Source organism: Hyphomicrobium sp. 1Nfss2.1 (assembly GCF_965243865.1).
In the GTDB taxonomy this organism is placed as follows: domain Bacteria; phylum Pseudomonadota; class Alphaproteobacteria; order Rhizobiales; family Hyphomicrobiaceae; genus Hyphomicrobium_A.
Map to the genome: position 1 here is coordinate 3659596 of NZ_OZ251603.1, position 11874 is coordinate 3671469.

Sequence of the window (11874 nt, forward strand, 5' to 3'; positions counted from 1 at the left end):
CGCAGTGAGAAACGGCCGCGAGATTCAAGAGTGCAGTGCGTGTCGCTTCTGGCGGCTCGCCCTCGCGGCAACACTCATTGTCTTAGCGGCGAACTGGCTTCTCGCTTAGGGCTCTGGTGAGCAAATAAAAAGGGCGCGCAAATTGCGCGCCCGCGGGGCGTCATCTCAGGGGCTTCAGGCGGCTGCCCGGTGTGCCCAATGCTCGGACATGAACTGCAACCACATACGGCGCACCGAACGCTGCGCACTGGCAATCTTGCCGCGCTGAACCGGCCGCACCACGATGGCTGTAGACGGCAGCCGCGCTGTCATCGGCCGCGTCTCAGCGACATCCTCTGCCGCCATGGCATAGCCCGCTGCATGGGCTGCCGACATGAGAGTCTTGATACTCATCGCACGCCTTCTCTTTCTGGGCTGCCTGCCGCAGGCTGCCCTGGCTCTCCGCTGCACGAACCAGTGAATTCATAATGAGCCAATTAGGTTCCCGAGCAAGTAATTTCGATTGTGCTGCGCAGTACTGGAGAGATGAATTCTTCGCTGACGTTGTGCGCTGCAATATTCAAGCTTTTATGACTTACCTCAACAACTCGACGATCTTTTGCAGTTCGCCTCTTGCAAGCAATCCCGCGCGGCGCGAACATTAATCTAGTCGCGCTCCTCCTAGAGGCGCGAGGCGCGCGACCGCGACGCGGGTGCGTGCGCCTCCAACCAAGGAGGAAAGCAGATGGCACAGTCCGAAGTCCCTAAAGCGGGAGCCAATGGGAGCGCCCGCTCCCGCTGCATCGCACTTGTCGGTCCCTACCTCAGCGGCAAGACTACTCTCCTCGAAAGCATCCTGGCCCGCACAGGCGCCATTCTCCGCCAAGGCAGTGTTTCTGACCGAACCTCGGTCGGTGATGCGAGCCCCGAGGCCCGCGACCACGGGATGAGCGTGTCCCTCAACGTCGCCGACACCGACTTCCTCGGCGACAACTTCACCTTCATCGATTGCCCAGGTTCGATCGAGTTCCAGCATGAAGGCGCCGTCGCGCTCACCGCCTGCGATGCCGCCGTCGTCGTCTGTGAAGCCGATGCAAGACGTGTCCCCTCGCTGCAGATCATTCTCAAGCAGCTCGAAGACCGCCGCATCCCTCACTTCCTGTTCCTCAATAAGATCGACGAGTCCGGACTTCCCCTGCGCGAGCTGATCCCGCTCTTGCAGCCCGCGAGCGCGCGGCCTCTTGTCCTGCGGCAGATCCCCATCCGCGAGAACGGCGCCGTCACCGGCTTCGTCGATCTCGCCTCAGAGCGCGCCTTCGTCTACCGCACCAACGCGCCCTCCGAGATTGTCGAGCTGCCAAGCTCCATTTCCGAGCGCGAGAAGGAAGCCCGCTTCCATATGCTCGAGCAGCTCGCCGACTACGACGACGTATTGATGGAGCAGTTGCTGTCTGACCTGCCGACGCCGCGCGACAAGATCTTCGATGATCTGACGCAGGAGTTCCGCGATGGGCTCATCTGCCCGGTCCTGATCGGCTCGGCACGTGAGAATCACGGCGTCTTCCGGCTGCTGAAGGCCCTCCGGCACGAGGCGCCGACAGTCGAGACGACGGCACGCCGCTTGAAGCTCGAAAACGCCAAATCCGCAGCCTACGTCACGAAGACGCTGCATACCGCGCACGGCGGAAAGCTGTCATTGGTGCGCGTACTCACCGGGGAGTTCGGCGATGGCACCACCGTCACCGGACCGGACGGCCGCGATGAACGCGCCGCCGGTGTCTTCGCCCTCCGCGGCGAAGAGCCAATAAAACGTGGCCCCGCGTCCGCCGGCGAAACGGTCGCGCTCGGCCGCCTCGAAGGCATCAAGACAGGCGATACCATCAGTGCCGAGAAAGGCGGCGCGATCCAGGCGAAGGGCCCTGCTGCGCTGCCTCCGGTGTTCGCCATCGGTCTCGGACTGAAAGACCGCAAGGACGAGGTGAAGCTGACGACGGCCCTCGCCAAATTGCTCGAGGACGATCCCTCGCTATCCATCGAGACCAATAGCGACACGCATCAATTGCTATTGTTGGGGCAGGGCGAAATGCACCTGCGCGTTTCGCTCGAGCGTCTGCAGCGCAAATACGGCGTCGCCGTCGAGCGTCAGCCGCGCCTCGTCCCCTATAAGGAGACAATCCGCGAAGCCACCCAGGTCCGCGGGCGCCATAAGAAGCAATCGGGCGGCCACGGCCAGTTCGGCGACGTCGTACTGGAAATCAAACCGCAACCGCGCGGCGCCGGGTTTGCGTTCTCGGAAAAGATCACCGGAGGCGTCGTACCGCGCCAGTTCATCCCGTCTGTCGAGACCGGGGTGAAGGACTTCCTACAGCACGGACCTCTGGGCTTCCCTGTGGTCGACGTATCGGTGACGTTGCTCGATGGCTCGTACCACACGGTCGATTCATCCGACATGGCGTTCCGCCAGGCGGCGCGCATCGGCATGTCGGATGGATTACCGAAGTGCTCGCCGGTTCTATTGGAGCCGGTCATGGCGGTCGAGATCGCGGTGCCGAGCGAGGCGACGGCCCGCGTCAACGCCATCATCGCGCAACGCCGCGGGCAGATCCTCGGCTTCGACTCCCGTGAGGGCTGGAACGGCTGGGACGTCGTGCAGGCGCAGATGCCGGCCTCCGAGATGGAGAGCCTTATCGTTGACTTGCGCTCGGCCACCTCGGGCGTGGGCACCTACACCGCCCAATTCGATCACCTCGCCGAACTCAGCGGCAGGCTGGCCGACCAAGTGCTCTCAGCCCATCGTCCCGCCGCGGAGTAGGGTTCGAGAACTGTCATCCCGGGCGACGCGACCCCGGCCTTGCGCCGAGGGAGCGAGACCCGGGACCTAGCGCAGAAGGCGCCGAAGGCACTATAGAGGCTTCGCCAGCTTAGTGCTGGGCCGCGGACAGCGGCTCGAATTTCCCGCCGCTTGCGGGATGACAGGTTGGTGTGAACCGAAAAGTCGTCGCGGAGGAACTGTGCACCCCTACATCTGGATCGCCGCCGGCAGCGCGCTGGGCGGCATGGCGCGGTACTGGTGCACGGGAGCTATGGCTCGCCTGTTAGGAGAGACGTTCCCCTGGGGCACGTTGGTGATCAACATCTTGGGCTCGTTCATCATCGGCTTCTTCGTTGCCCTCACCAGCCCGGAAGGCGGCCGCTACGTCGTCGATCCGAACATGCGCGCGCTGGTGACCGTCGGTTTCTGCGGCGGGTTCACCACTTTCTCGGCCTTCAGCCTGCAAACCATGGTGCTGATGCAGGAGGGGGAATGGCTGCAAGCTGGCGGCTATATCCTCGGCTCGGTGGCTCTGTGCCTGCTGTTCGTCTGGCTCGGCAACGCCATCGCGACGCAGCTCAACCCGTTGTAGGTTAATCCGTGTGGGGAGCGTTGAGGCTTCCTTTGCTGTTGTGATCCTATCAATGAGCCATGGCAGGCTCCGATCGCGCGTCATATGCAACTGGCTTTTCCGACCTCGATGACGAGGTCGGGCCGATCCCGTTGGTCGTACGCGGCGAGTTCCCGGCGTGGCTCCAGGGCACGCTGCTGCGCAACGGTCCGGCGAAGTTCGACATTGGCAGCACCACCGTCAATCACTGGTTCGACGGTCTGGCGATGCTGCATCGCTTCGAGTTCGGCGGCGGCAACGTCACTTATACCAACCGCTTCTTGCGGTCCGAGGCCTTCACTGAATCAGTGGCCGAAGGCCATCTGGCGCTCGGCGGCTTCGCAACGGACCCATGCCGCACCCTGTTCCAGCGCGTCGCTTCCGTCTTCTCACCGCACTACACCGACAACGGTAACGTCAACATCGACGTGTTCGGCGGCGCGACCGTAGCGCTGACCGAAACGACGTTGCCCGTGCGCTTTGATCCGCAAACGCTTGCGACCATGGGCCAAGCGCCCATCAGTGCCGACGTCGGAGGCCAGCTCTCGATTGCCCACCCGCACCACGACAAAGCGCGCGGGTGCCGGTTCAGTTACGTCGTCCAGTTCGGGCCCCACTCGCACTACCGCCTGTTCGCCATCCCCGACGATGGCTCGCCCGAACGCGTCATAGCTGAGATTCCCGTCGACAAGCCCGCCTACATGCACTCGTTTGCGATGACCGAGCGCTATCTCATCCTCACCGAGTTTCCGCTCGTCGTCGACCCGCTGAAGCTGCTGCTCGCACTTTCGCCCTTCATTCGCAATTACGAATGGCAGCCGGAGCGTGGTTTACGCTTCCGCGTGTTCGACAAGGACAGCGGCGAGTTGATCGCTTCGCGCGCCGCGAAGGCGGCGTTCGCATTCCATCACATCAATGCCTTCGAGGATGGCGACAACCTCCAGATCGACGCCAGCGTCTACGACGACCCGACCATCATCGATCAGGTATATCTGGCGCCACTCCGCGCTGGCGAGCCAATTGCCGCGATCGGTCGCCCGATACGCTTTACGCTCTCGCTCGACGATGATGCCCCCGTCACCAGTACAGTCATCGTCGATGAAATGCTCGAGCTGCCGCGCATGGACTACGGCCGTTGCGCAGGTCGTCCCTACCGCTACATCTGGGGCGCCGGACAATCGCCCGGCGGCGTCTTTCTCGACAGCATCGTCCGTGTCGATGTAGCCAAGGGCGAGACCAGCCGCTGGTTCGCCGAGGGGTGCTTCCCGGGCGAACCCGTATTCGTAAGCAGGCCTGGAGCGGAGCAGGAAGGCGAGGGCGTTCTCCTCTCCGTTGTGCTCGATGCCATCAGCGGCACATCCTTCCTGCTGCTGCTCGATGCGCGCACGCTTTCTGAGATCGCGCGCGCGCAATGCCCCCACAAAATCCCCTTCGGCCTCCACGGCAACTTCTATCCCGCCACGTAAGTCAGCTGCGACATTGCGGTGGTGTAGCCGTTGACACAAACGTGTCGGCGGCGACGAATATCGTGCGTTACCGATTAGCCAGGCAACGTTCCGAGCCATATGGGAGACGGGAATAATGGGTAGGTCACGACGAGTTGGCATGGCCGCACTATCGTTGGTGCTGCTGGCGGCACCGGCTTCTGCCGAGGACTCTGAACCCGAAAAGCTCATCAACGCGCTCAACAACTTGTTCGGCGCTCACGCGAAGATGCGCGCAGCCCACACCAAGGGCATCTGCATCAAAGGCAATTTCACCCCGACCCCAGAAGCGGCGAGCCTTAGCAAGGCGCCACAGTTCGCGGCTCCCGTGCAGCTCATCGGCCGCTTCTCGCTCGGCGGCGGCAACCCGATGGCATCCGACAGCCAGAAGGACAACGTGCGCGGCATCGCCATGCACTTTCAGTTGCCCGACGGCAGCAACTCCGATCTGCTCTTGATCTCGGCGCCCATCTTCGCGGCCAAGACGCCCGAGGATTTTCTCGCGCTGCTGACGGCCGTCGCCAGCAAGGACAAAGACAAGATCGGTGCCTACTTCAAGGAGCACCCTGAGTCTACGCGCCAGGGCGCTTGGTTGAAGGCACGCCCGACACCCGCCAGCTACGCCACGGCCGATTATTTCGGCGTGCACACGTTCTACCTCACCAACGCCAAGGGCGAGCGCCAGGCTGTGAAGTGGAAGGCCGAGCCGGTCGGCGGCTTCGTCGGCCTCAGCGACAAAGACGCCGAAGCGAAAGGCACCGACTTCTACGCCAAGGAGCTCAACGACAAGTTCGCCAAAGGGCCCGTCGCCTTCAATCTCTATGCTGTCCTCGGCCAGCCCGGCGATCAGGACGACGACCCGACCGCCGAATGGCCCGCGGACCGCAAGAGCGTGAAAGTCGGCACCATCTCGTTCAGCGGCCTTGAGCCGGCTGCAACGTGCGATGAGGGTATCTTCGATCCCAACGTCGTCGCCGATGGGATCGAGCCTTCGCCCAACGACAAGATCCTGCCGATGCGCTCGCTTGACTACGCCGTCTCGTTCGGACGCCGCACCCAGTAACGCTACGCGGCGGCGCGCTCTCTCTAGTGCGCCGCCGTATCGGCCTCCGCGCCCCAGATCTCCTTCAGCCGCGCATCGCGCCGGCAACCGACGCGATAGCGCTTGTAGTAAGCTTCGTTGTTGTTGTGGAAGTTCTGGTGATAGTCCTCCGCGGCGGTGAACGGCCCGGCATCGATGATCTCAACGGCAATCGGAGTAGAGAAGCGGTGGCTCCCATCCAGCGACGCCTTGCTCTGCTGCGCGATCTGTTTCTGCTGCGGCGTATGCGCGAAAATCACCGGACGATATTCATCGCCGCGGTCACAGAACTGCCCGCCGCTGTCGAGCAGATCAATGTGATGCCAGTAGTAGTCGACGAGCTGCCCGTAGCTCACGACCTTCGGATCATAGGTAACCTGCACGCTCTCGGCGTGCCCCGTCTTGCCGCTTGAGACCTGGGCATAGGTCGGGTTCGCGGTGTGCCCGCCCATGAAGCCCGACGTTGTCGATTTGACGCCCGGCACCTTGTCGAAATCATACTCCATCGACCAGAAGCATCCGCCCGCAAACGTAGCGACGGACAACGTCTCCGCAGCTGCGGATGGAGGTGTCGCCGTCGAAGCACCGTACGACGGGGACATAGCGAAGCTTGCCGCCGCGACGATAACCGCGGCGCTGAGGGGGATAAGGCGCATGGCAGTTGTCCTACTTGGTTTCGAGGTAGCGAAGCCCCGCGCCAATGGCGACTAGCGCAAGGCCAATCCAGATAGCGATGATCACGGCAGCCGCACCCCGGCTCGGAGCAAGGCGCGCGTCGGTTGCGGTCGCGCGATGCTCGGCGAGCACGTCCGCGGGAATGAGCCGAACCGCCAGAAGAATTCCCAGAGGAACTAAAATGAGGTCGTCGAGGTATCCAATCACCGGAACGAAATCCGGGATCAGGTCGATCGGCGACAGCGCATAGGCTGCAACGGCCAGCGCTACCGCTTTGGCATACCAAGGCACGCGCGGATCACGCGCCGATAGATAAAGCGCATGCACGTCGCGCTTGATGCTGCGCGCCCAGCTGCGCAGGCGCCCCATGATCGAAGCATCGGCCGATGTCGTCATCAGAGCGCCTCCGCTGGTCGGTTCAGCCACTGGCCTTCGGCACGAACTTCAGCGCAACGCCGTTCATGCAATAGCGCAGGCCCGTCGGCGGCGGCCCATCCTCGAACACGTGCCCGAGGTGCCCTCCGCAGCGTCGGCAATGAATCTCCGTGCGCGTCATGAAGAAGCTCTTATCGACAGTATCACCTACTGCATTGTCGAGCGGCTTATAGAAGCTCGGCCAACCGGTGCCGCTGTTGAATTTAGTCTCCGACGAGAACAGCGGCAGGTCGCAGCCCGCGCAATCGTAGGTGCCGTCAGCATAGTTCTTGTCCAGCGGGCTCGTCCCGGCGCGCTCGGTCCCGTGCTCGCGTAGCACGTTGTACTGCTCGGGCGTCAGGATGCGGCGCCACTCCTCGGGCGTCTTGGTGACTTCGAACTTGGTCTCGGTGGCTGTCGTCATTTTCTCCTCGTCAGCGTAGGCAAGCGGCCCACGCAATCCGCTGGCGGCGGCAGCAGCCAGGCCCAGACTTCCAATAGTGCGGAGACTGGCAAGGCCGAATGTCCGACGGGTCAGCATTGGCACCTCCCTGGTGCATTTGACGCCGGCTGTTGCTGCGCCGGCTTCTTGTTGGTGTTGCTCCTGAATACGCAGCAGCACCACCTTCGTTACATTAGAAAAGCTTCATGATGGCTGGAAATCAATTCAGCGCGTGATCCGCACGGGGCATTCGACCGCGATCTCTTCCGCGCTCAGCCGGCAGCGGTAGGCGACCGCCTCGACCCCGGCATCAGTCGCCGCCTTGAATGCCGCAAGATAGATGGGGTCGATGTCGCCTGAGATCGAGAAGGTCTCGGCGTCCGCGCGCTGCACCAGATAGACCATCACGGCTCGGTGCCCTTGCGCGACCATGCTCGCCAGCTCAGCCAAGTGCTTTGCCCCGCGCGAGGTCACGCTATCAGGGAACTCGGCGCAGCCGGAGCGGCGCATTAGATGTACGTTCTTCACTTCGACGTAGCACAGTCCCCGGGGCCCATCCTCGAGCAGCAGATCGACGCGGCTCGCCGCGCCGTACTTCACCTCGCGCCGCAAGCCGGCATACCCAGTAAGCTCCGGGATCGTCCCGGCCATGATGGCCTCGGCGACGAGCTTATTGGGATGCATCGGATTGATGCCAACGAGCGTCGGACCACTCCCAAGGTCCGCCTCGACCAACTCCCAGGTGTGCGGATACTTCCGGCTCGCAGCATCACTGCGCGACAGCCATACGCGCGCGCCCGGGCTCGCAAGCCCCAGCATCGACCCGGTATTGGGGCACGCGCACGTGATCCGCTCGCCGTTATCCAGCGCCACGTCGGCGAGGAATCGCTTGTATCTTTTCTCGAGGCGGCCGCGCACGAGCGGGGAGGGGAATCGCATGCCGCCAGCCTAAGTGCTAAGACAGCCAACCGCCAACTGGGAGAGCCCGCCTTGAGCAGCGAGGAGATCGTCACGGCAGCGGTTCTGGTGATCGGCGACGAGATTCTCTCGGGCCGCACGCCCGACCGCAACATCAATTATATCGCCGCTCATTTGACGCGCGTGGGCATCCGCCTGCGCGAGGTGCGCGTCGTCGCCGATGACGAGTCTGCGATCGTCGCGGCCGTAAACGCCCTGCGCAAAAGTCACGACTATCTCTTCACCACCGGCGGCATCGGACCGACCCACGACGACATCACTGCAGATGCCATTGCGAAAGCATTCGACGTTCCGATCGATCATGATCCCCGCGCTGTCGAATTGCTCATGGCTTACTTCGCGCGGCGCGGCATCGAGGCCACCAGCGCGCGACTGCGAATGGCGCGTATTCCGCTCGGTGCCGAGCTCATCACCAACATCGTTTCGGTTGCGCCCGGCTTCATGATCGACAACGTGATCGTGCTCGCCGGCGTGCCCGATATCATGCAGGTCATGCTCGACGACGTGACGCCGAGATTGCGCACGGGCGCCAAGATGCTCACTGAAACGATCCAGCTTCAGCGGCCGGAAGGCGAGGTCGCGGACTTATTCGCTGCCCATCAAAAAACATTTCCAGATGTTGCAATGGGTAGCTATCCGTCATTCGCCGACGGACGCGTCTCTACGCAACTCGTTCTGCGCTCAACAGATTCAGCATTGCTGAAAGCCGCGCGGGAAGAATTGGAACGCGTTCTTGCTGCGCGCGGATTAATGTAAAAATCGCGGCCATGCGTCGCAGCGGCGGCTTTACGCAGTGATTCGCCGCGTTATCTCCTCTTCCTGCTGTTTGATGCAAGCCGCTCCGGGGGGAGTTGGCGCGGAACAAAGCTTCCGCTCCTTCGTTCTCGCGGCGCAAAAAAGAAACAACGACGGAGTTCTGTAATGGCGTGGAAACCATCCACCTGGGCGAAGCGCGTTCGCCTAGCGTGCATCGCCTCGGTCGCCTCTGCGATCGCCGCGGTGGCCATTCCGGCAGTCATGACATCGCCGGTCGAGGCGAAGACGCCGGGTAAGACCTATTGCTTCGTTGGCAAATGCCATCGCGTTAAAACTATTGAAGAGACGCACGAGCTGGTGGGCGTCGAGCAGTCTGTCACTGCCTCTCACTACGACGACTGCAGTAAAGATCGTTATAATCCGTGCGGCCTGACCTCTTCGGGTGAGCGTTTTCACCCCGACCGCCCGGACAACACCGCGAGCCCCATCTATCCCGATGGCACGCAGCTCCTCGTCTGGAGCCCGTCCAACAAGCGCGCTCTCGTCGTACGCGTGAACAACGCTGGTCCCTATTGGGGTAACCGCACGCTCGACCTTTCGCGCGCAGCCGCCCGCAAGCTCGGCTTTGAAGGCGACGGCGTCGCCAAGCTGAAGGTGAAGGTGATCAAGGCACCCGAACCTGAAGAAGCCCGCTACAAGAAGAACCGCGAGTACGATCCGGTTCCTGGTGACATCGGCCAGTATGCGAGCCTCGATGATGCGCAGCGCGGCATGGCCGTCGTGCTCGCCTTCAAGGCAACGACCGGCTCGCCGTTCGCGCCTGTCACGACCGCAAATGCGTTCTCGGGTCAGAGCGTCGGCGCCGGCAACATGCTCGTTGCCGAGGCCCCGTAGGCGATGGGTCGCGTGATGAACGTTGCTTACACGCCGGCGAGCACGTCGCTCGCCTTCGGCGGCTTCACCACGCAGAGCCATAACGACCATGGCATCGGGCAGTCGCGCACGCATCAGTCCGTCAACCAGTCCCGCTGGGACGAGGACCGCGTGATCGATGGCCCGGTGAAGCTCTCGGCCAAGATGCCGCCGGTAACGGAGACGTCGTCCATCACGGCCGTCGCGCCGAAGAAAAAGAGCGACGACGCGAAGGAGAGCGCCAAGGCGAAGCTCGCCGCTGCTGCCTATGACGAGGAAGCTAAGGCGAAAAAGAAGACTTCAAAGTCGGCATCGAAATCGAAGTCGAAGTCGAGCAAGACGGCCAGCAAGTCGCGCCGCTCGCGGACTGACAACGATGTTGCCAGCTACGAGGGTCGCTCCAGCCGCAGCAGCGGCTATCGCGAGGATCGCGGGTCGTATCGTCCGCGCGTCGCCTATGACTCGGGCTATTCGACCTACGGCCACAGTGATGGCGGCCGCAGCGCCGGCCAGACGATGCAGGACAACTTCCGTCCGCTCTAGTCTGGTCGTGACATCTCAAACGGAGGCGATCGCAGGTCGCTTCCGTTTTTCATTTGCCAATTTCCAGAAACATCCGCCTGGAGCTCTTCAGGGTTGCCCGTCAGCAACTCACTTAGCCTCTCCCCAATGGGGAGAGGCCGAGGCGAATGTAAATGAGCCTCGGGTGAGGGGGCAGCGCTAGAGCAGATGCGAGGCTGGAAGTCCGAACGAGCCGCTATCTTCATAGCGGAAGAACAGCTCGTATTCTGCTTCCAGCGTATCGAGAAACATCGCTGCAAGGTCCAGCAGCGGGCCTAGCGGGATGCGCCGCGCGACAAGAAAGTCCTCGCCGGCCACCAGCGGTGTCGTGTCGGAAATCGCGGGCGCGTCTGCCGGTATCATCCCCCGGCCGCGCACGTAGGCTAGAAGCTCGCTCCCCGCATCGAAATCAGCTGCGCTGACGTCCGCGCATTCCTCCACGGCATCGAGCAGCACGGCCGTGCCGGCAAGATAGAGCCGTGCCATCATCGCGAACCGCTCTTCGCTTTCCGCGACCTCTTCGGCCCATTCGCGCCCCTTCAGGATGCGTGAGATCAGTGCCAGTTCGAACGTGCGGATGCGCTCGATCGCCGAGCGCTGGCCCTCGCGCAGTTCAGCGATCTTTTCGGGCTCGCGCGGTGCCGCCCCCGGCCAGATGAACAGCACGCCGGTGAGGTCCTCGCCCGCGGCCAGCGCAGCATCCAAGTGCTCGGCCAGCAGATAAATGCTGGCCGGTGCCTCGAGCCGCTTCATCGAATCGTCATCGCTCATCGCGTCCCCCGCGCGGAACATCTCGACGAGATGCTGACGCGATTCCCTTGTCCATGCACGGCTTGTCCCCAGGCCGTCCCCAGGCTGATCGCAACGCAAGATACGCATCGATTGGAAATTGGAAGGGCCCCGAAAGGGGCCCATCCGCTGCTATTCAGGCATCTGCTCGCGATGGACAGGCCTGCAGCATGCGCGTGATCCACAACTGGTGGCGCTTGGCCGCCCGGTCGTATTCACGCGCTCGCTCGTCGGCCTTGGCGGCCTCCATCGCCTTCATCTCGCGCACCGAAAACGGGTTGGTGCGCGCTTCGAGCAGTTCGTCGAAACGACGCTGCCGAAGCTCGGCAGCCGTCATCTCGAACAGTGGGACAAGATCAGCGAGTTTGGTCATCGCCGCCT

General features: G+C 62.8%; 14 protein-coding genes. 7 read left to right on the forward strand and 7 right to left on the reverse strand.

Annotated elements, in window-relative coordinates:
- Positions 1–174 precede the first annotated feature (174 nt).
- The gene (locus ACP15D_RS17880; protein WP_072376000.1) at positions 175–393 is read right to left on the reverse strand and encodes a hypothetical protein; all 219 of its coding nucleotides are present in this window, start codon (positions 391–393) and stop codon (positions 175–177) included.
- A gap of 331 nt (positions 394–724) precedes the next feature.
- Between ACP15D_RS17880 and ACP15D_RS17885 the strand changes: the two genes are divergently transcribed.
- The 4 genes from ACP15D_RS17885 to ACP15D_RS17900 all read left to right on the forward strand — a co-directional run bounded on the left by ACP15D_RS17885 (position 725) and on the right by ACP15D_RS17900 (position 5948).
- Positions 725–2791, forward strand: a complete 2067-nt coding sequence (locus tag ACP15D_RS17885; RefSeq protein ID WP_424958770.1) for an elongation factor G — start codon at positions 725–727, stop codon at positions 2789–2791.
- 199 nt (positions 2792–2990) lie between these two features.
- Positions 2991–3383, forward strand: a complete 393-nt coding sequence (gene crcB, locus ACP15D_RS17890) for a fluoride efflux transporter CrcB (RefSeq protein WP_424958771.1) — start codon at positions 2991–2993, stop codon at positions 3381–3383.
- A gap of 59 nt (positions 3384–3442) precedes the next feature.
- Complete coding sequence (locus ACP15D_RS17895; RefSeq protein WP_424958772.1) at positions 3443–4867, forward strand: carotenoid oxygenase family protein; 1425 nt, start codon at positions 3443–3445, stop codon at positions 4865–4867.
- Between the two features lie 139 nt (positions 4868–5006).
- Positions 5007–5948 (forward strand): catalase family peroxidase, encoded by a 942-nt coding sequence (locus ACP15D_RS17900; RefSeq protein WP_424958773.1) that lies wholly within the window; start codon positions 5007–5009, stop codon positions 5946–5948.
- 23 nt (positions 5949–5971) lie between these two features.
- Here ACP15D_RS17900 and msrA read toward each other — a convergent pair whose 3' ends face one another.
- The 4 genes from msrA to sfsA all read right to left on the reverse strand — a co-directional run bounded on the left by msrA (position 5972) and on the right by sfsA (position 8436).
- Positions 5972–6622 carry a peptide-methionine (S)-S-oxide reductase MsrA gene (gene msrA / locus ACP15D_RS17905; protein ID WP_424958774.1) on the reverse strand — a complete coding sequence of 217 codons (651 nt, stop codon included), beginning with the start codon at positions 6620–6622 and terminating at the stop codon, positions 5972–5974.
- A gap of 10 nt (positions 6623–6632) precedes the next feature.
- The gene (locus ACP15D_RS17910; RefSeq protein WP_424958775.1) at positions 6633–7037 is read right to left on the reverse strand and encodes a YkvA family protein; all 405 of its coding nucleotides are present in this window, start codon (positions 7035–7037) and stop codon (positions 6633–6635) included.
- 22 nt (positions 7038–7059) lie between these two features.
- Positions 7060–7596, reverse strand: coding sequence for a peptide-methionine (R)-S-oxide reductase MsrB (gene msrB / locus ACP15D_RS17915; RefSeq protein WP_424958776.1), 537 nt, complete (start codon positions 7594–7596; stop codon positions 7060–7062).
- A gap of 126 nt (positions 7597–7722) precedes the next feature.
- Entirely contained in the window at positions 7723–8436 is a 714-nt protein-coding gene (gene sfsA, locus ACP15D_RS17920; protein ID WP_424958777.1) for a DNA/RNA nuclease SfsA, read from the reverse strand.
- 51 nt (positions 8437–8487) lie between these two features.
- On the opposite strand from sfsA, the gene ACP15D_RS17925 reads away from it, so the two are divergent.
- The 3 genes from ACP15D_RS17925 to ACP15D_RS17935 all read left to right on the forward strand — a co-directional run bounded on the left by ACP15D_RS17925 (position 8488) and on the right by ACP15D_RS17935 (position 10686).
- Positions 8488–9231: a competence/damage-inducible protein A gene (locus ACP15D_RS17925; RefSeq protein WP_424958778.1), complete on the forward strand. Its 744-nt coding sequence runs from the start codon at positions 8488–8490 to the stop codon at positions 9229–9231.
- Between the two features lie 165 nt (positions 9232–9396).
- Positions 9397–10125, forward strand: a complete 729-nt coding sequence (locus ACP15D_RS17930; protein WP_424958779.1) for a septal ring lytic transglycosylase RlpA family protein — start codon at positions 9397–9399, stop codon at positions 10123–10125.
- A gap of 15 nt (positions 10126–10140) precedes the next feature.
- Positions 10141–10686, forward strand: a complete 546-nt coding sequence (locus ACP15D_RS17935; protein ID WP_424958780.1) for a hypothetical protein — start codon at positions 10141–10143, stop codon at positions 10684–10686.
- A 177-nt stretch (positions 10687–10863) separates the two neighbouring features.
- Here ACP15D_RS17935 and ACP15D_RS17940 read toward each other — a convergent pair whose 3' ends face one another.
- Together ACP15D_RS17940 and ACP15D_RS17945 are read right to left on the reverse strand one after the other, a co-directional pair.
- Entirely contained in the window at positions 10864–11475 is a 612-nt protein-coding gene (locus ACP15D_RS17940; RefSeq protein ID WP_424958781.1) for a hypothetical protein, read from the reverse strand.
- A 154-nt stretch (positions 11476–11629) separates the two neighbouring features.
- Positions 11630–11866, reverse strand: a complete 237-nt coding sequence (locus ACP15D_RS17945; RefSeq protein ID WP_424958782.1) for a hypothetical protein — start codon at positions 11864–11866, stop codon at positions 11630–11632.
- Positions 11867–11874: the final 8 nt, after the last annotated feature.